Annotated in this window: 19 protein-coding genes; 13 read left to right on the top strand and 6 right to left on the bottom strand. The window is 46.4% G+C overall.

Features of this window, described 5'->3' with window-relative positions:
• The first annotated feature begins 74 nt into the window (after positions 1-74).
• From KV201_RS12870 to KV201_RS12860, 3 genes are all read left to right on the top strand, one after another.
• A complete protein-coding gene (locus KV201_RS12870; RefSeq protein WP_006080380.1) occupies positions 75-500 on the top strand; it encodes an organic hydroperoxide resistance protein in 426 nt (141 codons plus the stop codon).
• A gap of 481 nt (positions 501-981) precedes the next feature.
• Positions 982-2,427 (top strand): cytochrome C biosynthesis protein, encoded by a 1,446-nt coding sequence (locus KV201_RS12865; RefSeq protein ID WP_226059549.1) that lies wholly within the window; start codon positions 982-984, stop codon positions 2,425-2,427.
• A gap of 110 nt (positions 2,428-2,537) precedes the next feature.
• On the top strand, positions 2,538-2,723 hold the full coding sequence (locus tag KV201_RS12860; RefSeq protein WP_226059548.1) for a cytoplasmic protein: 186 nt from the start codon (positions 2,538-2,540) through the stop codon (positions 2,721-2,723).
• Positions 2,724-2,809: 86 nt separating this feature from the next.
• Here KV201_RS12860 and KV201_RS12855 read toward each other — a convergent pair whose 3' ends face one another.
• Genes KV201_RS12855 through KV201_RS12845 form a run of 3 tightly spaced genes read right to left on the bottom strand, consistent with a single transcriptional unit; the run spans position 2,810 to position 4,093 of the window.
• On the bottom strand, positions 2,810-3,100 hold the full coding sequence (locus KV201_RS12855) for a hypothetical protein (RefSeq protein ID WP_012090084.1): 291 nt from the start codon (positions 3,098-3,100) through the stop codon (positions 2,810-2,812).
• Positions 3,101-3,131: 31 nt separating this feature from the next.
• The gene (locus KV201_RS12850; RefSeq protein ID WP_006080375.1) at positions 3,132-3,677 is read right to left on the bottom strand and encodes a bifunctional 2-polyprenyl-6-hydroxyphenol methylase/3-demethylubiquinol 3-O-methyltransferase UbiG; all 546 of its coding nucleotides are present in this window, start codon (positions 3,675-3,677) and stop codon (positions 3,132-3,134) included.
• 5 nt (positions 3,678-3,682) lie between these two features.
• The gene (locus KV201_RS12845) at positions 3,683-4,093 is read right to left on the bottom strand and encodes a hypothetical protein (protein WP_226059547.1); all 411 of its coding nucleotides are present in this window, start codon (positions 4,091-4,093) and stop codon (positions 3,683-3,685) included.
• A 498-nt stretch (positions 4,094-4,591) separates the two neighbouring features.
• Between KV201_RS12845 and fccA the strand changes: the two genes are divergently transcribed.
• The 3 genes from fccA (at position 4,592) to KV201_RS12830 (ending at position 8,443) form a co-directional block, all read left to right on the top strand.
• Positions 4,592-6,382, top strand: a complete 1,791-nt coding sequence (gene fccA, locus KV201_RS12840; protein WP_006083995.1) for a fumarate reductase flavoprotein subunit FccA — start codon at positions 4,592-4,594, stop codon at positions 6,380-6,382.
• A gap of 265 nt (positions 6,383-6,647) precedes the next feature.
• Positions 6,648-7,637: a 2-hydroxyacid dehydrogenase gene (locus KV201_RS12835; RefSeq protein ID WP_006083996.1), complete on the top strand. Its 990-nt coding sequence runs from the start codon at positions 6,648-6,650 to the stop codon at positions 7,635-7,637.
• Positions 7,638-7,705: 68 nt separating this feature from the next.
• A complete protein-coding gene (locus tag KV201_RS12830) occupies positions 7,706-8,443 on the top strand; it encodes a dienelactone hydrolase family protein (protein ID WP_226059546.1) in 738 nt (245 codons plus the stop codon).
• 328 nt (positions 8,444-8,771) lie between these two features.
• Here the strand turns inward: KV201_RS12830 and KV201_RS12825 are convergent, their stop codons facing one another.
• Positions 8,772-9,176: a DUF1801 domain-containing protein gene (locus KV201_RS12825; protein WP_226059545.1), complete on the bottom strand. Its 405-nt coding sequence runs from the start codon at positions 9,174-9,176 to the stop codon at positions 8,772-8,774.
• A gap of 241 nt (positions 9,177-9,417) precedes the next feature.
• Here KV201_RS12825 and KV201_RS12820 point away from each other — a divergent pair, with 241 nt between their 5' ends.
• The 3 genes from KV201_RS12820 to KV201_RS12810 all read left to right on the top strand — a co-directional run bounded on the left by KV201_RS12820 (position 9,418) and on the right by KV201_RS12810 (position 13,704).
• Entirely contained in the window at positions 9,418-12,132 is a 2,715-nt protein-coding gene (locus tag KV201_RS12820; RefSeq protein ID WP_226059544.1) for a TonB-dependent receptor, read from the top strand.
• A gap of 133 nt (positions 12,133-12,265) precedes the next feature.
• Positions 12,266-12,931 (top strand): peptidase, encoded by a 666-nt coding sequence (locus KV201_RS12815; protein ID WP_107948950.1) that lies wholly within the window; start codon positions 12,266-12,268, stop codon positions 12,929-12,931.
• Positions 12,928-13,704: a PepSY domain-containing protein gene (locus KV201_RS12810; RefSeq protein WP_226059542.1), complete on the top strand. Its 777-nt coding sequence runs from the start codon at positions 12,928-12,930 to the stop codon at positions 13,702-13,704. Before KV201_RS12815 ends, KV201_RS12810 begins: the two co-directional genes overlap by 4 nt.
• A gap of 222 nt (positions 13,705-13,926) precedes the next feature.
• On the opposite strand, the gene KV201_RS12805 is transcribed toward KV201_RS12810, so the two are convergent.
• Entirely contained in the window at positions 13,927-14,472 is a 546-nt protein-coding gene (locus tag KV201_RS12805; RefSeq protein ID WP_226059541.1) for a mechanosensitive ion channel family protein, read from the bottom strand.
• A gap of 106 nt (positions 14,473-14,578) precedes the next feature.
• Between KV201_RS12805 and KV201_RS12800 the strand changes: the two genes are divergently transcribed.
• From KV201_RS12800 to ahpF, 4 genes are all read left to right on the top strand, one after another.
• Positions 14,579-15,322: a spermidine synthase gene (locus KV201_RS12800; RefSeq protein ID WP_226059598.1), complete on the top strand. Its 744-nt coding sequence runs from the start codon at positions 14,579-14,581 to the stop codon at positions 15,320-15,322.
• Positions 15,323-15,411: 89 nt separating this feature from the next.
• Positions 15,412-16,944 (top strand): leucyl aminopeptidase, encoded by a 1,533-nt coding sequence (locus KV201_RS12795; RefSeq protein WP_226059540.1) that lies wholly within the window; start codon positions 15,412-15,414, stop codon positions 16,942-16,944.
• A 338-nt stretch (positions 16,945-17,282) separates the two neighbouring features.
• A complete protein-coding gene (gene ahpC / locus KV201_RS12790; RefSeq protein ID WP_006080359.1) occupies positions 17,283-17,852 on the top strand; it encodes an alkyl hydroperoxide reductase subunit C in 570 nt (189 codons plus the stop codon).
• Between the two features lie 161 nt (positions 17,853-18,013).
• The gene (gene ahpF, locus KV201_RS12785; RefSeq protein ID WP_226059539.1) at positions 18,014-19,585 is read left to right on the top strand and encodes an alkyl hydroperoxide reductase subunit F; all 1,572 of its coding nucleotides are present in this window, start codon (positions 18,014-18,016) and stop codon (positions 19,583-19,585) included.
• Positions 19,586-19,651: 66 nt separating this feature from the next.
• On the opposite strand, the gene KV201_RS12780 is transcribed toward ahpF, so the two are convergent.
• Positions 19,652-20,083: a GNAT family N-acetyltransferase gene (locus tag KV201_RS12780; protein ID WP_226059538.1), complete on the bottom strand. Its 432-nt coding sequence runs from the start codon at positions 20,081-20,083 to the stop codon at positions 19,652-19,654.
• Between the last annotated feature and the right edge of the window lie 10 nt (positions 20,084-20,093).

Raw genomic sequence — 20,093 nt, 5'->3', positions numbered from 1 at the left:
ATAGTTTATCGCAATTTAATTGCGCACAATTCAAATCAATTTACTTAATCCTTAACCTTAGAAGGTCTAATACTATGAAAACACTTTATGAAACACGTGCCACAGCAAAAGCGGGTCGTCAGGGTCAAGTCAGCACTGATGATGGTTTACTGGATGTGGCGTTAGCCTATCCAAAAGCCATGGGCGGTAGCGGACTTGCCACTAACCCAGAACAACTGTTTGCCGCAGGTTATGCTGCATGTTTCTCAAACGCCGTTTTGCATGTCGCTAAAATCGGCAAAGTGGATATTACCGAAGCGCCAGTCAGTGCGGTTGTCGGCATAGGTGCCAATGATGCCGGCGGTTTTGCATTAGCGGTTGCTTTAGAAGTTAGCTTAGATTTACCGCAAGAAGCCGCTGAAGCATTAGTGCGTCATGCGCATCAAGTTTGTCCATACTCGAACGCTACACGTAATAATATTGACGTGAAACTGAGTGTAAATGGCGTAGCCTTAGGTTAACCCCATCATCGAGCCAGCAATAAAGCACCTTATATTTTATAGGGTGCTTTATCTTTATTAATCAATAACGATTCTGGCAGAGTCAATACTACTCAGATTGTAAAAGCCTATATGAAAGCCGCTGTCTAAGTCTGTGTGAAAGCGGCTAACCGCAGATCAGAATCAGCCTGAGAGTGGCAAACCTAATAATAGTAAACCCAAGTTCGAGGCCCAGAATGTGACCAGCTAAAGCATGATGAGCCAAAGTGTGCACCGCACTATTTCTAACCTAATTCTGCCCTAAATTTCTTTCTGCCCTAGAATTTCTGCCCTAGCTAAACGTTTACCAAAGATAAACTTGTTTCAGTTCCCAAAAAATTGTTATTCGCGAGTTAACTAACACTTCTTAATATCTAATTTAATCAAAATGATTGATTTAAGTAGAGTAAGAGTTAATTGAACCGTTTGACGATACTTAAACCCACTCTCAGTGGGAGGCGCTATGACAAAATATCTATCTAAAATCTCGCTGTTTTGCTCTCTATTATTCCTCTTTGCCTTTTCCATCCCGAGCTGGGCCGAAACTGCGCCAGCAAGCTCAGCGGATCAAACTTGGCATTATGTGAATGCTCAAGGTGAACTCAAAATTAAACTGTATTTCTTCTGGTCCAAAACCTGCCCACATTGTGCAGAGGCCCATCCTTTTATTGATTCATTACCGCAAAAGTATCCTTGGATAGAACTCGAATCCCATATGGTGTCAGATCCAGGCGTGCAGGATATTTGGCAAACTATCGCCGCAAAAACCACGACAGAGGCGCGTTCTGTGCCCTATATGGCCAACTGCGAAAAAGCCGTGGTGGGCTATTCGAGCGAAGCAGTAACGGGCGAGTTTCTCGTCAATCGACTGAAAAATTGCTATTTATCCCTTGGCGGTAAACTCAGCGAAGCGGACTTGCCCACTAAAGGCGTTGTCAGTACTAGCGCGAGTACAGAAACCGATGCGCCGCTATTTGGCACCTGCGGCACAGATACTGGCGAAGGCACCTGTGATGCCACTAGCTTGGGTGACGCTACAAAAGCATCACCAGCGCAATCTGAAGTCCAGCCCGTTGAGTTACCTTTAGTGGGCGTAGTGACACCTGAGACTATGTCTTTGCCGCTGCTCACTTTAGTGCTCGCAGGCGTGGATGCCTTTAACCCCTGCGCCTTCTTCGTTTTACTGTTTTTATTGTCGATCATGGTTAATGCCAAGAGTCGCAGCCGAATGTTGCTCGTCGGCGGGATTTTCGTGTTCTTCTCTGGCTTTATCTATTTCTTGTTTATGACCGCATGGCTGAACATCTTCCAGCTGTTAGGCGCTGGCAGTGATGGCGGCATGATCATCTTAGCGGCGGGTTGTTTGGCCTTAATCGCTGGGGTCATCAACATTAAAGATTACTTCTTTACTAAGGGGGAAGTGACGCTGTCGATGTCGGCAGAAAACCGGACGAGTTTGATAAAGCGCATGGGAAAACTGTCAAATTCGAGTAGCTTAGGCGCCTTACTTATTGGCTCTACCGTACTAGCAGTCCTCGCCAACGCCTATGAACTGCTCTGCACCGCGGGCTTCCCGATGATTTACACCAGCGTGCTTTCTATGCACAATCTGCCAGACATTGAACGCTATATGTATCTGGTTTTATATAACATTGTTTACGTGATCCCGCTGGCGATTATCGTTATCGTCTTCAGCGCGACCTTAGGTAAACGTAAACTGACTGAAAAAGAAGGCCAAGCCCTAAAACTCATGTCAGGTGTGATGATGTTGGGTATGGGTATCGCGCTGGTTATCGACCCTACCGCACTGCAAAATGTAGCGCTGGCACTGGGGTTGATCTTAGGCTCATTGGGGATTACAGCCATTATTGTCATCGGCCGCAAACTGTTCTCGGCTAAGGCCAAGTAACTGGCGAAATAATTGGCAAAATAATGGATGATTGGTAAATTCATGGCTAACGACTAAAGTTAACCTTGGGTTTGCCGATAAAGGGACTCTGCTCACAACCGAGGTTAGTTATGACTATTTCGCTGAACAACCAAGCTATTACACCTAATCTAGAAAATGGTGCAGTTGGCGTTAAGGTTGCTCAATTAGCCAAAGAGCAGCAAAAAGCCGAAGGTAAAATCGCGGTAGATTTAATTGCAGCTGCGGCGCCAAAACCGGTAGGTAATGCAGGCCACAACATCAACACTACGGCCTAATTGTTAGCAATACAGCATTTAAAAAAGCGCCTCTGATTATCAGGGCGCTTTTTTTTTGTTATTTTTCTATAAAACGTCAGGCGAATTTAAGAAAAAGCGTTGCCATTCACATGCATAATTGTAAATGTCCACACCACGAACGCCAGTGGGATATGCACTAAGGCATAGAAAAACTGATCGAGTCGTCCCATTCCTTTTGCTAACCAAATCAAATACAAGTGTAATCCAATTACCAGCGGGAACAGGGCTAATAGCGGATACAGAGCGACAGGGCTGGCATCGGAAAACAGGCTATGACTTAATAAAGCCCAAGCCACCATGACAGCGGTCGTTAGCGGTGGTGTTGCAATGCGATATTGCTCTGGATAGGGAAACATCCTACGACCTCTTGAGTCTCAATCGGTAAACTTACGTTTTAGGTTTTCGCGCAATCAACTGTGCTTTATAACTGCTATGAGTGGACTGCGGATCACATAATCGACCTTCAAAGTAATGTAAAGGTTGCCAGTTAGCAAACACTGATTTGAGTTCATTTTCAGTGAGTAAGAAATCGGGGTTACGTGGCCGCCCACTCTCAGCCTGTTGTGTGGTAAAGGTTTCATAGACGATAAGGCCTGTAGTCTTAACCGCCTTGGCAATTTGCGGTAATAATGGCCGATGCAGATAATTGAATACTAACACTATGTCGTACTCTTCAATCGGTAGCGATGGCGCAGCCTCGGCTTCTAAATCCCATTGATATTTGCGGGCGTTCACATGCTCAATGTGCGACATGGCAGACAAATCCCTGTCGATAAACGTCACTTGTGCACCTAGCGCTAAAAACCACAAGCCATTACGCCCAGAGCCGCAGGCAAGATCGAGCACTTTAAGTCCATCGAAGCGAGAAACAGGCCAAGCAAACTCAGTGATTAAGGCTGCGGGTGTCACGATTGGCGCATGGATTACAGACATTAGCATTAGCCCTTAATTTCTTTTTTCGAGTCGATTTGCCGACGATGCACAATAGAATAATGCCTCAGTCCAGCAGGACCATGGGACACAATCACGGACAAAAAGAGTATCACAATTAACAGCTCAGGCTTGAAATTTGCTAGGGGTACAAACAGACCAAGTAAGCCTATTTTTACCAAGGTTAACACACCCTTAAGCTGAATTAACCAACGCCAATCACGCACAATTTCCCACAACATTAATATGCTGCCCGTCGTCATGGCGAGATACCAATAATTCAGCCATTGCGTTTTATCTACACTTAATAAAATGCCACCGCCAACACCGACTATTCCTAAAATATGCAATGCCCTTAAACTGGTTTTACTCAAACGTTGAATCCAAAAACGTTTTTCTGATATGCCTTGTTTCTGCATTACATCCCCTTAAGAATCAACTACGTAACATTTAATTAAACTAATAATATAATTCTATACAATAAAGGCTGGATAAATAACATTATTTATGGAATACTCAAAAATAAATAATTTAAATTATTAATATGCAAAATCACATTATAATATCTATAAAATACAAATAGATAAAATACCTCGCAAAACCAACAATCAATACCATTTTTATTTCATAAAGTTAAATCCAATCCATTCAATATGTTAACTCGCGCAAGTTATACCGTATTCAATCAGTGATTAGCTTCAACTTGATTCATATTTCCCGCCCTATTGCACATTTTAAATATGTTATTTCCGTTGTAACAAAGGTTATGTGACCTGAACACATATATACCTCTTTAGATAGTGATAAATTTGCAAATGGAGAATGCTCTAACAGTGCGTGAATGACGTAAAAAATAAATATCACGCCACGATGAATAACCCTTATTAAGTAGATGAATGTACGGCGGAGGAACTACCATGTTCACAAGAAAGATTCAAAAAACAGCACTAGCCATGCTGATCTCTGGCGCAATGGCAGGAACTGCCTATGCTGCACCAGAAGTGCTAGCCGATTTTCACGGTGAAATGGGCAGTTGCGACAGCTGCCACGTCTCAGACAAAGGTGGCGTCAGCGATGACAACCTTAGCCATGAAAATGCCCAATGCGTTAGCTGCCACGGCGATTTAAAAGAACTGGCCGCCGCCGCACCTAAAGACAAAGTCTCACCTCATAAATCTCACTTGATTGGCGAAATTGCTTGTACGAGCTGCCATAAAGGTCATGAAAAATCAGTCGCCTATTGCGATGCTTGCCACAGCTTCGGCTTCGACATGCCTTACGGCGGCAAGTGGGAACGTAAGTTTGTTCCTGTTGATGCTGACAAAGCGGCACAAGATAAAGCCATTGCTGCTGGCGTAAAAGAAACCACTGATGTGGTTATTATCGGTTCAGGTGGTGCGGGCCTTGCTGCTGCAGTATCAGCCCGTGATGCTGGCGCAAAAGTAATCCTGCTCGAAAAAGAACCTGTACCAGGTGGTAACACTAAACTGGCTGCTGGCGGTATGAACGCTGCCGAAACGAAGGCGCAAGCTAAGTTAGGCATTGAAGATAAGAAACAAATCATGATCGACGACACCATGAAAGGTGGCCGTAACATTAACGATCCTGAGCTTGTTAAAGTGCTTGCGAATAACTCTTCAGACTCTATCGATTGGTTAACCTCTATGGGTGCCGATATGACTGACGTAGGCCGTATGGGTGGCGCAAGTGTTAACCGTAGTCACCGTCCAACCGGTGGCGCTGGCGTAGGTGCACACGTTGCGCAAGTGCTGTGGGACAACGCAATCAAACGTGGTACAGACATCCGCTTAAACAGCCGTGTTGTCCGTATTATTGAAGATGCGAAAGGCAATGTGACTGGCGTACTCGTTAAAGGCGAATACACTGGCTATTACATAATCAAAGCCGATGCCGTTGTTATTGCTGCCGGTGGTTTTGCGAAAAACAACGACCGCGTAGCTAAATACGATCCTAAGTTAAAAGGCTTTAAAGCCACTAACCACCCAGGTGCAACCGGTGACGGCTTAGACGTAGCGCAACAAGCAGGCGCAGCAACTCGCGATTTAGAGTTCATTCAAGCTCACCCAACTTACTCACCAGCGGGTGGCGTGATGATCACCGAAGCGGTACGTGGTAACGGTGCTATCGTGGTTAACCGTGAAGGTAACCGCTTTATGAACGAAATCACTACCCGTGATAAAGCGTCTGCCGCGATTCTGCAACAAAAAGGCGAAAGTGCTTATCTGGTGTTCGATGACTCAATCCGTAAGAGCTTAAAAGCGATTGAAGGTTATGTGCATCTGAACATTGTTAAAGAAGGCAAAACTGTCGAAGAGTTAGCAAAACAAATCGATGTGCCCGCCGCTGAACTGGCTAAAACCATCACGGCATACAACGGTTTCGTGAAATCAGGTAAAGATGCTCAATTTGAACGTCCAAACCTACCACGCGAATTAGCAGTAGCACCTTTCTACGCATTAGAAATCGCACCCGCTGTTCACCACACTATGGGTGGCGTTGTCATTGATACTAAAGCCGAAGTGAAGAGCGAAAAAACCGGTAAACCAATCCAAGGCTTATATGCAGCAGGTGAAGTGACTGGCGGTGTTCACGGTGCTAACCGTCTAGGCGGTAACGCAGTATCTGACATTGTGACCTACGGCCGTATCGCCGGTGCTGAAGCGGCTAAATTCGCTAAAGATCACTAGTCACAAACCGTATAAGGGTTAACGGACTAACCCTTGGCTCTCAAAGCACGTCTTAAAATGCGAGAGTCCAGCTTGAACAACTCAAGCACAGGCAGTCAATCCATAAGCGAGCCATCAGGGCTCGCTTTTTTTATCAACAGTTTTAGCCAATTGATGACAAAGCTCACTCTTTTAATAGGCAATTTTCTAAGGCTGAGGACAAAAAGCCCTAACTCACTTACACTCTTTGGCTGATAACTACATCAAAATCCGTTAGGTGACTGAAATGAGAATTGGATTCTTTAGCGCAAAACATTACGACATGCAGCATTTTAACCGCACAAATGCCGCGTTTGGTGCACAAATTGAGTATTTCGATTATCGCCTCTGCATGCAAACAGTGAAACTTGCTGAAGGGTTTGAAATCGTTTGTGCCTTCGTTAACGATTCACTCTGTGAAGAAGTCCTAGTCGAACTCGCCAAGGGCGGCACAAAAATTATCGCCATGCGCTGCGCAGGCTTTAACAATGTCGATTTAGTCGCCGCTAAACGCTTAGGCATGCAAGTCGTCAACGTGCCCGCTTATTCCCCAGAATCCGTTGCCGAACACACAGTCGCGCTGATGTTGACGCTGAATCGCAAAATCCACAAAGCCTACCAACGCACCCGCGATGCCAACTTCTCCCTCGAAGGTTTAGTCGGTTTTAATATGTTCGGCAAAACCGTCGGCGTAATTGGGACGGGTAAAATCGGTGTGGCCACCATTAAAGTCTTGCTCGGTTTTGGCTGTAAAGTCATCGCCTACGATCCCTTTATCAATCCAGCGGTTGTCGCGCTGAATGTGGAATATCAGGATCTCGATGCGATTTATGCCAACAGCGATATCATCAGCTTGCATTGCCCGCTCACGGCCGATAACCGCCATTTGCTCAACCAAGCCAGCTTCGCCAAGATGAAACCCGGCGTAATGGTGATCAACACCAGCCGCGGTGGCTTACTCAATGCCTTCGATGCGATGGAAGCCTTAAAACTCGGCCAAATCGGTTCACTCGGACTCGATGTGTATGAAAACGAAAAAGGTTTATTCTTCGAAGACAAATCGAATGAGATCATTCAAGACGATGTATTCCGTCGATTATCTGCCTGCCATAACGTAATTTTTACTGGTCACCAAGCCTTCCTCACCGAAGAAGCCTTAGGCGCCATTGCCCAAACAACCTTGAGCAATGTAAAAGCGCTATGTGCAGGGGAACGCTCAGGTAACGAATTGTTTTAACTGACAGATAAAATCCTGACTGCTAAAGTGAGGCTTCAACGTTTGAAGCCTCACAGAGAGAACTAAATATGTTAGTCACTCAGGAAACTCAGGATATCTCCACGCCTTCAGGGCTAATGCGCACCTATATCTACCGCCCTGAAGCAAAGGGGCAATTTCCAAGCATCATCTTTTATTCCGAGATATTTCAGCAAACTGCGCCTATTGCGCGCACTGCGACAATTCTTGCTGGCCACGGTTTTGTCGTGTTTGTGCCGGAAGTGTTCCATGAACTCAATCCTTTAGGCACAGTGCTCGCCTACGATGAACCGGGTAAAGACAAAGGCAACGCCGATAAGTTTGCTAAACCTTTAGAACACCACGACAGCGACACCCAAGCATTAGTCGACTTTGCCCATCAACAAGCTTACTGCAATGGCAAAGTGGGCAGCATGGGCGTGTGTATCGGCGGCCACTTAGCCTACCGCGCCGCACTCAACCCCGCTATTTTAGGTGCATTTTGCCTCTATCCAACCGACATTCACTCCAACACCCTGCCCTGCGCCTACGGCAATGACTCTCTGAGCCGCAGCGGTGATATTCAAGGGGAATTAGTGTTAGTGTTTGGTAAGCAAGATCCCCATGTATCGGCGGAAGGTCGAGTGTTAATCCACCAGCAATTAATGGCGCTGAACCGTAACTTCACTTGGCTTGAAGTCAACGCTCAACACGCCTTTATGCGTGATGAAGGCGATAGATACGATCCGGCTTTAGCGCTGCAAATGTACTTACAAGCGACGGCATTTTTTCAGCGAGTGTTGCGATAGAAGAGTTAAATAAACAACAAGGAAGTGATTATGAGAGAGCGTATTTTTAGATGACTAGCTGGAATACTCAGTGTAAGCCTGTTGCTTGCGACTGGCCAACAAATCAATTCTGCGATGCTTTCAGCCATTGATATTGGGATATATTTCGCGATTTGTGCTGTGTTGTTATATTTTTCAATCAAAGGTAACACTGGATTTAACTATCCAAGACTGCAATTTTTTGTCAAATCAATCGACAAAAAATAAATCTGCTTCGTTACCGCAAACAGGTAGCACCTTAACTAAGATTTAGGTGCTACAGCTTCTGTCAAGTTGGTTCCCAGTCGGTTTACGCACCTAACAAAGGTAGATGTTTGATACTTTTGTATTTCAACGATAATTCAATACATTGGGAAATTGCGAATTCTGGCAGAGGATCATGGATACTTAACACTATGGCTCGATTCCCTTCAAACTGCAGCACATCGGAATGCAGCTCTCGAAATGTATCAACCAGCTTAGTTTTACAATTAAAGAATAAGTAATATTGTTCGGGATATTTTGGCTTCCAGTCAAATCTTACTGTGCTGCCCTTTTTAACAGAATAACTCGGCTCACCCCATTTTAAGCTCTCTTCCACCGCACCTAAATCCTGCGCTTCGGCAATCGCAAAAACCAAGGTTCGGATCCGTAATAGCAATGGCGTTATATGCTCAGGATAGCGTTCAAACTTGTTCTGCACTTGCGCTTGCATGCTCTTATCCTCCCATTTACACCATGCCGAATCATCATATCTGTAAAACAAAAAAACACGCTCAGGCACACATGATTGAACTTCCAAACCCTTAGTGAGCGGTGATTATATCAGCACTTTATTATAAACCGCGCATTAGGGGTGTGACACAGTGTCGCAGGTCGTTGAGTTTTTATTGAGATACCCACTTAATCCTATATAAAACATACCATTATTTAAACAAACCTTTCATAGGCTTATTATGACCCGCTCCGCAGTAATGACTTCAATGGCGATATCCCTAGCCAGCATGGCCACTTTTTCAGGGATAGCAGCCGAAGCCGAAACTGAAGCAATGTTGCCAGCATCTGCAATTAAACCCCAATTATTGACCCCCACTGCTATCGAAAGGATTGCCATTACAGGGAGCCGAATTCAAAGGGAAGAGATGGCTTCCACCGCGCCTATGACCGTTTTTACCGCGCAAGATATCGAGAAAACAGGTGCCACTTCAGTTGAAGTATTGCTGCAGAGAATGACAGCCTCTGCGGGGTTTGCGGGTAATCAAACGAATGCCTATTGGACTGAAGGAGGCTATGGTTCAACCCAAGTCAACCTGCGCGGATTAGGGGTGAATCGCACACTCGTACTGCTCAATGGTCGACGTATGCTGAACAGTGGCACAGGGGCAAACTCCTCCGTGGATCTTAATACCATTCCCATTAGCGTGGTTGAACGAATCGAGGTATTAAAAGATGGTGCATCCGCCATTTATGGTGCCGACGCGGTTGCTGGCGTGGTCAATATTATCACTCGGCAACAAATCGATGGAGTAGAGTTTCAAGCGCGAACAGGCATAACCGAGCAAAATGATGGTGAACAGTACAAGCTCGACCTTGCCCTCGGTCATGTCGGTGAGCGTGGCAGTGCATATGTGGCAATGAGTTACGATAAAACCCAAGCCGTCGATATGCTGAGTCGCGCACCTTGTCCGCTTGAGGAAGTGAATGGTGAGCTAGTGTGTGGCGGTAGCTCGGCGCTGCCGGGAGGCAGAGGCCATTTCATTGATACCAATGGTAATCCAATCGGCGATCCGTTAATGCTTTTACCAACAGGAAGTGCCCCATACACAAGTAGCCATAAAGACAATACTTATCAGTATTTTAATGCGGTTCAACCTAACGAGCGAGTCAATCTGTTTGCCTACGGTGAATATGACTTAACGGCGAGCAGCCAAGTGTTTGCTGAGGCAATGTACACTCACCGTAGCTCACAATTACCCGCTACCCCGCAATCGGTGTCAGGAATAGTCATTCCTGCTTGGCATGAATCAAATCCGACCGATGCAGACTTTCTGCTCCAGAGTCGCAGACTGGCTGAAGCGCCCCGACAATTTAATATTCAAGCGGATACTTGGCGCTTGGTGACAGGTTTAAGAGGGGATTTAGATAACGGTTGGCAATGGGATGCTGCGGTTAACTTCGGCAGTAACCGTGGTTCCTATGAAGTGACCAATGTCATTAATAAGGCTCGTCTTGCCGAGGCGACAAACTATAGCAATTGTAATCTTGATCCTAATGTCCCTTGCGCAGACTTTTGGGGAGCTGGCTCACTCACACCTGAAATGCTGGACTATTTCTTGTTTAACATGCGTGATAGCGGCGGTAATGAGCAGTTTAGTCTCACGACGAATATCACAGGCGATCTATGGCAGTTACCCGCGGGCATGATGAGTTTTGCTGCAGGACTAGAGCACAGAAACGAGAAAGGATGGAATGATCCCGACCCACTTAAAATCAGTGGTGAAGCAAACACTGCCCAGCAAGATCCGATTGATGGTCGTTACACTGCCGACGAAATCTATCTTGAAACCTTGTTACCTATTTTAAGCGGCCTGCCCTTTGCCAAGTCGGTCGAATTAACTGCGGCGTTGCGATATTCCTATTTTGATACCTTCGGTGGTGATACCAATTATAAAATGGGGCTACTGTGGGTCGTCAATGACGCAGTGACGCTGCGGGCCACCCAATCTACGGCATTCAGAGTACCGAATATTCCTGAGTTGTTTGGCGGTATCGATCAAGGTTCCATGAATACCACAGATCCTTGTAGCGAGTGGGCTAAGCTCGACCCTAGCTCGAATCGATACGCTAATTGTATGGCATCAAACGTGCCAACGAATTATAAGCAAGAAGGCACAATATTAACCGACCGTGGTGGCAATGCTGAACTTGAACCAGAAGAAGCCAATACCTTTACTGCGGGTATTGTTTGGGATCTGGGGTTTATTGAAGGGCTCAATATCACGCTCGATTACTACAAGATAGAGATTAATAACGCCATTAATTCAGTCAATGGTTCGAGCAAATTAGCCGCCTGTTACGACAGCAAAGGGATGACGCATCCTTTCTGTAGCGACGAACACTTTGTGCGAGACGCAATGACAGGCAACATTACCTATTTACAAACACAACTGGGCAACGCCGCCAACGAAGTGGTTTCAGGTGTTGATATGGCGATGTTTTACCAGAAAGAGATGGGCAACGTTGTGACTAATACGACTTGGGAGCTGAGCTATTTAGATCAATACGATCTGCAAACCTACGCCGGCGCCCCCGTTGAATCACGAGCTGGCACCATTGGTTATGATGGTAGCTACACCAAATGGCGCTCAAACCTTTATTTTGATGTCACTAATGACAATTGGCGCTTTAGCTACAACATTCAATATATCGGCGCGGCGGATGATCAATATGCCAATGCTGGAGATATAGGGGACTCAGTTGATGCGATCACTTACCATAACGCACAGGTTCATTATCAAATGGACAACAATATTGCGTTCACAGCAGGTATCGATAATCTGTTCGACAAGCAAGCGCCATATCATCAAAGCTATACCGACGGTAATACCAACACTATGACGTTCGACCTAATGGGACGTCGTTACTATGTCGGGATGAAATGGGCTCTGTAGTGCTTTGAGCTTAAGGGGGCAATCCCCCTTAAGCAAGCTGGCTAAATTAATTAAATAAAAGTGAGTCATCAACTTGAAGCGGGTTAACACACTTAAACGAGTCTCATCGGCGCACTTTCTGCACAGATGGTTGATGCTATTGCTGGTACTGCCGATTGGGATCTGGTCAGTCACCGGCAGCTATTTCGTCTTAATGGATCTTGGATTTATCCGTGGCGATCATATTAAAGTGCAAGACTCACGGCATATCGATCCCAGCCAGATCCATTACCCAATCGCAGCGGTTTATGAACGTTTCCCCAAGGCTCAAGCAATCGCGTTAACCTCAGTCACTGATACCCTCTACTACCGGATTAAACTGAACGATAAGTCCATTCTCGTGAACGCAGATTCGGGTGAGTTATTGCCTTCAATAACGGAGAAACAAGCCCGAATGATAGCTTCAAACTATCAGCATCACGGGTCTTTAGCCGTCGAGGCTAAGCTTGTTAGTGCAACCCTGTTCACCGATATCGCCCCTGCAGAATTAGCGCCGCGATACTTGCCAGTTTGGAGAATGGATTTTAACGATAGCGCTGCTACAAGCCTTTACCTATCAGCGACAACGGGAGAGTTAGTCACGCGCAGACATGACTATTGGCGTTTGTTCGATCTCTTTTGGAAATGGCACATTATGGATTACGACGAAGGTGAAGCCATCGACAATCTTCTACTACTGAGTACGGCTCTAGTCTCTATTGTGGCTGTGTTAGCTGGCTTCGTTTTACTTTGGCAGCGCAGAAGGAGGTATCTGAGATGATGCCGAAACTTAAATCTAAACCTAAGCCTCAAAGTAAACGCTTCAAACGCTGGGTCAAAATCGCTCACTATTGGCTCGGTGCCATAGTTAGCATTCAACTGCTACTTTGGCTGGTTACTGGGGTCTATTTCAATTTGACGCCCCATGATGAACTCAAGGGAATGGAGTACCAACAGAGCCATCATCCTGAGCCGCAAAGGCAAGCGTTTGATCCACAAAAGCTTGTGGATATAACTCCCTTACTGGCTAAGCATACTCAAGTAGAAAGTCTGACATTAGTGGCGATCGCAGGTAAGCCCGTTTATGTACTCGATGCAAAGGTGCAGCGCTATGCACACCAGTGCCAACAGCAAACCTTGATTGATGCTTATACAGGCAATGTCTTACTTATTAATAAACAAAGCGCGCAACAACTGGCATTTGAAAGTTACACCGGGCCGGGCAAGATTAGCCAAGTTAAGCAAATCTCAGCCCCCATTAGCGAATGGCCAACCCAGTGCAATTCACTGTGGCTAATACGTATGGATGATGACCTGTCGACGCGGATTTACATCAATGCAATTAATGGTGAATTAGTTGGCCATAAAAATGACCACACAGACATCGCCGACTTGATGTTTAAATTGCACTTTATGGATTACCTCAATCAAGGCAGCTTCAACAACCCCCTTAGCTGGCTGTTTGGCATACTGACCTTGTTGCTATCCCTATCTGGCCTGTATTGGGTTATTGAGAATCTTGTACTCAAGCGCTATCGATTAAGCCTGAGTTGAGTCTTAGTCAGGTGTTAGTTAAGTGCTATTTAAGCGTTAGTTAAGTGACTAGAACGGCAATAGCGATTTCATCTCATCGTGCGCCGCTACTAGTTAACCAGCCGCTATTGATTCGTCAAGAGTACGTAAGCAAACACACCTAATGACACGATAATTGGACTAAGCGCCCGCGAGCACTCAACACAGCTCGATAATCGATACACAGCGGCGTCGTTATATTCACTACTCAGGATCAAACTTCTTCTTGCCTTCGAGTAACGCCTGACGTTCGGCCAAGGGAGTCTGATCGGCGAGCTTTAACACTGCCTTTTGCAACATCAAGTTATTGGGATAAGTAATGGTATCGCCATTATCGCGATGGATCAGCACATGGAATAACGCGATTTCGATGATCACGCCGCTAATATCTTCATCCTTATCAACCACTCGAATACGCTCACCGATACGATAAGGAAACACGAAAAAAATCAGCACGCCTGCGGTTAAGTTACTCAATATCGACCACTGGGCGACTAATGCAACCCCCATCACAGCAAAGGCAGATGACACAAATAGCGACACATCTTGATAGCCCAGCCCAAGCGAGACCGCCATCAGTGACAAGGTAATAAAAAACATCACATAGGAAATAAAACGGGTCACTAAACTGGTCCGCGCCACACTCACTTGCTTCATTTGCGCCAGTTTTCTCACCCAATGGGCTAAGGCGCGCTGTAAAAAGAGAAACACTGCAAGATAAATACAGGCAAGCAGGATTTGATTTGTCATAATAGCGGCTCAATTAACTAAAACTGTCTGAATTCTAACTTTTTTGCGCGAGCAGTTATAGCCTGTGCAAGCGAGCCAAACAGCTAAACCGAGTAATAAACCCAATATGGCCGATTCTACCCTCTTACATGAAACCCAAGACGCACTAGGCCCAATCCGCGTAATCGATTACGACGACTCACGGATCCTGTCCTTTGGGGATAACGACGAGCAGAGTAAAATCCTCAAGGCTGCGCCCCATATTCCCCAGCACACTTATGTGCAAGCCATGTTGTTGGTTTTGCTGTTTTGTAAGCCCAAGAGCGCCATCGTATTAGGTTTAGGCGGCGGCTCGATTATCCACTCTCTACGCAATTTCGACGCGGCAATAAAGTTAACGGCGGTGGAATTACGCCCAGCGGTGATTGAGTTAGCTAAGCGCTATTTTCAACTGCCGATAGGTAAAAAGCTGAATCTAATCAATGATGATGCCATCGCCTTTTTGGCCGCAGGCGATCATAAAAAAGTCGATGTGATTTTTGCCGATATTTACACAGCCAAAGGCGTTGAAACAGGACAGCTTTCGCCAGTATTCCTTAAGCAATGCACTAACCTCATTAAACCCAACGGTTATTTAGTGCTGAACTGCTGGAAAGAACATAGCCAAAATCGCGAATTATTAGCCGACTTACAACAACACTTTGCCCATGTGAATGCTTGCCTCACTGGCGGCGGTAATTGGGTGATATTTGCGAGCCAATCGCCACAGCTTTTAGGCACCTCGGCCCTGAAAAGTCAGGCTCAATCTTTGTCGCAACAATTAGGGTTTGCCCTTGAGCGATCACTGACACGCTTTGGGCCTTGGATTTAATATTAATATCAGCAAAATAGCTTAAATTAGTTAACCCTAAGGCTGAGCTTTGATATTCTTCTCACACTCCTATGATATGAGCTGTCACCATGAAAAATAAGCACAAATTTATGTTAAGCGTTATGGCTCTGGCGTGCCTTAACTCTCTCAATGCTAACGCCGAGATTTTTAGTTTTGACACTCGTAGCTCACTGAATTCAGATACATTAGTGCTATTCCAAAGCGCTGATGCTACTACCTATGGGATCGACTATTTACCTCAGTCGACCCAAGACCAATTAAACCTAGCGACGGCAGATAACAGCTTTTCCGGTAAGCAAGGTGAAATCCTTGAGATTTTGGTACCCAGCGAAATCGATGCTAAGCGAGTTTTACTGGTCGGCATTGGCGATGCTAAAACCCTAACGCCCGGCGACATTAATACAATCGGCGGTAATGTTGCAGCCAAACTCGATACGGTTCCCCAAGCCACAGTGCGCGTACTCACTCAAGGTTTAACGGCCGCGCCGTTATTTGCCTCTGAGCTGGCCCACGGAATTGAGCTACGCAGTTATCGCTACACTCAGTTCAAGGCGAGTACCCATGCCGAGAAAAACTACCAAATCGCCGTCGATGATTTAAGTGGCAACCAGAAACACCATAAAAACCTGCAAGCGGTTGAAGCAGGCGTGTTTTTAGCACGCGATCTCACCAACGCGCCCGCGGGTATTATGTATCCAGACAGCTTTGCCAATGAGGCGAGAAAACTCAAATCCCTCGGCGTTAAAGTCACAGTATTAGAAGCCAAAGATATCGAACGCCTACAACTAGGTGCCTTGGCGGCAGTGGGTAAAGGCAGCGAACGCCCACCTAAGTTAGTGGTTGCCCATTGGCCGGGCAGCAAAGATGCGCCAATCGCACTGGTCGGTAAAGGTATCACCTTCGACTCTGGCGGTTACAACATTAAGGCGACGGGCACTTCTATCGCACGGATGAAGTCAGACATGGCGGGCGCTGCCACTGTGCTTGGCACCATTAAAGCCATGGCACTCCAAAAGGCGCCAGTCAACGTAGTCGCGATTATGCCGATGGCGGAGAACATGATCTCTGGCCACGCGATGATCCCAGGGGACGTGATTAAAACTGCCCAAGGGCTCACCGTTGAAGTGCTCAATACCGATGCCGAAGGTCGCTTAGTACTGGCCGATGGTCTCTGGTATGCCAGAGAAAACTATAAGCCTTCCATCATAGTGGATGTCGCGACCTTAACGGGTTCTAAAGTCGGCGCACTCGGCAGCGTATATGCGGGATTGTTTACCGACTCTGAGACCTTGGTTCAGCAGTTAACCTATGCGGGACAACAGGTTGGCGAGAAAGTGTGGCGTTTACCCTTAGATCAAGCCTACGATGATGAGCTTAAATCCACTATCGCGGATCTGAAAAACACCGGTAAAGAAGGTAGCGCGGGCGCTTCCTCTGCGGCCATGTTCTTAAAACGCTTTGCGGGCGAACAGCCTTGGGCACATCTCGATATCGCGGGCAACGCCTTAACCGCCACCGATACCGCCGTTGTGCCTGCGGGCGCCACAGGTTACGGCGTGCGTTTGCTCAGCACTTGGTTAACTCAGCCTAAGAAAAACTAGGTTCTAGGCTCTCTAGAATATTGTTTTAATTGATTTTATATTCTAAGGGATATCATTGATATCCCTTTTTTATGCCTGAAATTTAGCTCAACCGATCCACTGAAAGGTCATCGCATACAATCCAGACCCAATCCCAAGCACACCAAAGCCCAGCTGCTGTGGAAAAACCGATTGAGTCCTACCTAACTGCACCAGCATTCGACTAAACCGATTAGGATAATAGTTTTTATCCGTTATCTTAATTTTATGCGAGTCGGTAATATGCTTCACATCGACAGGACGCAAGCAAATGTCCTCGTTATGAACTTAAGCAATCATCAACTAAATGGAAGCATAAAATGACTCAATCAATTATCAACAGCACAATCAAACCATTCAAAGCCACTGCGTATCACAATGGTGAGTTCGTTCCAGTAACGGAACAAGACCTGTTAGGTAAATGGTCAGTTGTATTCTTCTACCCTGCTGACTTCACCTTTGTTTGCCCAACTGAATTAGGCGACATGGCGGATTACTACGAGCAGCTGAAAGGCATGGGCGTTGAAGTTTACTCAGTATCAACTGACACTCATTTCACTCACAAAGCGTGGCATGACACGTCAGACACCATCAAGAAGATCAACTTCCCAATGCTGGCTGACCCAACAGGTACTATCAGCCGTAACTTCGGCGTGATGATTGAAGAAGACGGTTTAGCACTGCGTGGTACTTTCGTGATTAACCCAGAAGGCCAAATCAAGGTCAGCGAAGTTCACGATTTAGGCATCGGCCGTAGCGCTCAAGAGCTTGTTCGTAAAATTCAAGCTGCTCAATATGTTGCAACTCACGATGGCGAAGTTTGCCCAGCTAAATGGCAGCCAGGTGACGACACATTAGCACCGTCTTTAGACCTAGTTGGCAAAATCTAATTTAGCCCAAAGCGTCAACCCCGCCAGTCTAGCGTCCCAAGCTGATTGGCGTTACAGCCAACACAGTTGTAGCGCCACGCAGCAAAGGATTAAGCCCGCCCCTGCAAGGGCCTAGACTGGCCCCCTTACCTCTCCCTTTTACGCGATTTTGGAGTCATCACATGTTAGATGCGAATTTAAAAAATCAACTGCAAACCTATCTGCAAAACCTCAAGAGACCAGTTGAACTTGTCGTGTCTGCAGATGAGAGCAAAAAGTCTCAAGAATTAAAAAGCTTAGCGCAAGACATTGTCAGCCTATCTTCTCTGGTGAGCCTGAAAGAAACTCAGGGCGAACGCACCCCGGCGATGACAGTGATTAACCCAGAGCTTAATACGCAAATCAGCTTTGCGGGTCTGCCTATGGGTCACGAATTTACCTCACTTGTGTTGGCCTTACTGCACACGGGTGGACACCCAATCAAACTCAGCGATGACATTATCGAGCAGATCCGCAATCTGCCAGGCAAATATGCCTTTGAAACTTACGTCTCACTGACCTGCCAAAACTGCCCAGACGTAGTACAGGCACTGAACATGATGGCGGCGATTAACCCGAATATCACCAACGTGATGATCGACGGCGCCCTGTTCCAAGACGAAGTGGCGAGCCGTAACATTATGGCCGTGCCTTCTGTCTACTTAAATGGCGAAGTGTTTGCAGCCGGTCGTATCAGCATTGGCGAGATCCTCAATAAATTGGATACCAATGCCGCAAGCCGCAAGGCCGATGAAATTAATGAAAAAGCGCCATTCGAAGTCTTAGTGGTGGGCGGCGGCCCAGCCGGCGCAGCGGCAGCTATTTATGCAGCACGTAAAGGCCTTCGCACTGGTATTGTTGCCGATAAGTTTGGCGGCCAAGTGGCTGAAACCGTTGGTATCGAGAACTTTATTTCGGTCAAAGCGACCGAAGGTCCCAAGCTAGTGGCAAACCTTGAGGCCCATGTACGAGACTACGAAGTCGACATCATGGACAACCAAAAGGCAGTTTCTTTAGGCACAGATGGCTTGTTCGAGCTTGAACTGGCAAGCGGCGCTAAATTACGTAGCCGTACCGTATTGTTAGCCACAGGGGCACGCTGGCGTGAAATGAACGTCCCCGGCGAGAAAGAATACCGTGGCAAAGGTGTCGCTTACTGCCCACATTGCGATGGCCCGTTATTTAAAGGCAAACGTGTGGCGGTGATTGGCGGCGGTAACTCAGGTATCGAAGCAGCTATCGATCTCGCCAACATAGTAGAACATGTTACTGTGCTGGAGTTTGATAAAACCCTACGCGCCGACGATGTGCTACAACGTAAAGCGGCGTCTATGGGTAACATTAAAATCATTACCCAAGCCATGACCACAGAAGTGACTGGCGATGGCACTCGGGTTAATGGCCTGAACTACACAGACAGAGCAACAGGCGAGAGTCACCATGTCGCACTTGCAGGTATCTTCGTACAGATTGGGCTAGTACCGAATACCGAGTGGCTAAAAGGTGTGGTTGAACTGACGCCACGTGGGGAAATCGTTGTTGATACCCGCGGTCAAACATCCATCCCTGGAGTATTTGCGGCAGGCGATGTCACTGACACGCCGTTTAAGCAAATTATCATCGCCATGGGCAGCGGTGCGAGTGCATCACTGGGCGCATTTGATTACTTAATTCGCCATAGCGATGAAGAAATCGCCGAAACCAAAGCAGCTTAACGAGTTAACCGGCATCACAGTTAACACCTATAAAATAGCCAGCATTCGCTGGCTATTTTGTTTACGTTAACGAAGCTGTTGATAGGGATTTTCTAAACGAATTTGCATTAAGGTTTCAGGCGTATCGACTGCGTTAAAGCCAAACTGGGCGTAGAGTCCATGGGCATCGCGGGTGGCGAACATTATGCGCCTTAATCCCTGTAAATCAGGATGTTCCATAATTGATGTCATCATTAACTTACTTAAGCCTAAGCCACGGTGCGACTCAAGTACAAACACATCGGCAAGGTAAGCAAAGGTGGCTTTATCTGTGATTAAGCGGCCAAAGGCCACTTGTTTAGCTTCACCATCAAGCACAGCAAAACACAGGCTATTGGCTAGCGCTTTACGCAACAATGCCTTTGGCATGCCCTGCGCCCAATAGCTGTTACTGATAAAACCATGAATAACCTCAAAATCCATTTCTGCTTGATCACAACTCACACTATATGTCGGCATGACTCAACTC

Origin of the sequence: Shewanella sp. SR1, assembly GCF_020447145.1 — a bacterium.
In the GTDB taxonomy this organism is placed as follows: Bacteria; Pseudomonadota; Gammaproteobacteria; order Enterobacterales; family Shewanellaceae; genus Shewanella; species Shewanella baltica.
Note: the sequence above shows the minus strand (reverse complement) of the source record. Positions and strands in the feature narration are given on the sequence as shown.

Bases quoted from the DNA above. Each gene is read 5' to 3' on its own strand.
- KV201_RS12870 (WP_006080380.1), top strand. From the start codon at position 75: ATGAAAACACTTTATGAAACACGTGCCACAGCAAAAGCGGGTCGTCAG.
- KV201_RS12865 (WP_226059549.1), top strand. From the start codon at position 982: ATGACAAAATATCTATCTAAAATCTCGCTGTTTTGCTCTCTATTATTC.
- KV201_RS12860 (WP_226059548.1), top strand. From the start codon at position 2,538: ATGACTATTTCGCTGAACAACCAAGCTATTACACCTAATCTAGAAAAT.
- KV201_RS12855 (WP_012090084.1), bottom strand. From the start codon at position 3,100: ATGTTTCCCTATCCAGAGCAATATCGCATTGCAACACCACCGCTAACG.
- KV201_RS12850 (WP_006080375.1), bottom strand. From the start codon at position 3,677: ATGTCTGTAATCCATGCGCCAATCGTGACACCCGCAGCCTTAATCACT.
- KV201_RS12845 (WP_226059547.1), bottom strand. From the start codon at position 4,093: ATGCAGAAACAAGGCATATCAGAAAAACGTTTTTGGATTCAACGTTTG.
- fccA (WP_006083995.1), top strand. From the start codon at position 4,592: ATGTTCACAAGAAAGATTCAAAAAACAGCACTAGCCATGCTGATCTCT.
- KV201_RS12835 (WP_006083996.1), top strand. From the start codon at position 6,648: ATGAGAATTGGATTCTTTAGCGCAAAACATTACGACATGCAGCATTTT.
- KV201_RS12830 (WP_226059546.1), top strand. From the start codon at position 7,706: ATGTTAGTCACTCAGGAAACTCAGGATATCTCCACGCCTTCAGGGCTA.
- KV201_RS12825 (WP_226059545.1), bottom strand. From the start codon at position 9,176: ATGCAAGCGCAAGTGCAGAACAAGTTTGAACGCTATCCTGAGCATATA.
- KV201_RS12820 (WP_226059544.1), top strand. From the start codon at position 9,418: ATGACCCGCTCCGCAGTAATGACTTCAATGGCGATATCCCTAGCCAGC.
- KV201_RS12815 (WP_107948950.1), top strand. From the start codon at position 12,266: ATGCTATTGCTGGTACTGCCGATTGGGATCTGGTCAGTCACCGGCAGC.
- KV201_RS12810 (WP_226059542.1), top strand. From the start codon at position 12,928: ATGATGCCGAAACTTAAATCTAAACCTAAGCCTCAAAGTAAACGCTTC.
- KV201_RS12805 (WP_226059541.1), bottom strand. From the start codon at position 14,472: ATGACAAATCAAATCCTGCTTGCCTGTATTTATCTTGCAGTGTTTCTC.
- KV201_RS12800 (WP_226059598.1), top strand. From the start codon at position 14,579: ATGGCCGATTCTACCCTCTTACATGAAACCCAAGACGCACTAGGCCCA.
- KV201_RS12795 (WP_226059540.1), top strand. From the start codon at position 15,412: ATGAAAAATAAGCACAAATTTATGTTAAGCGTTATGGCTCTGGCGTGC.
- ahpC (WP_006080359.1), top strand. From the start codon at position 17,283: ATGACTCAATCAATTATCAACAGCACAATCAAACCATTCAAAGCCACT.
- ahpF (WP_226059539.1), top strand. From the start codon at position 18,014: ATGTTAGATGCGAATTTAAAAAATCAACTGCAAACCTATCTGCAAAAC.
- KV201_RS12780 (WP_226059538.1), bottom strand. From the start codon at position 20,083: ATGCCGACATATAGTGTGAGTTGTGATCAAGCAGAAATGGATTTTGAG.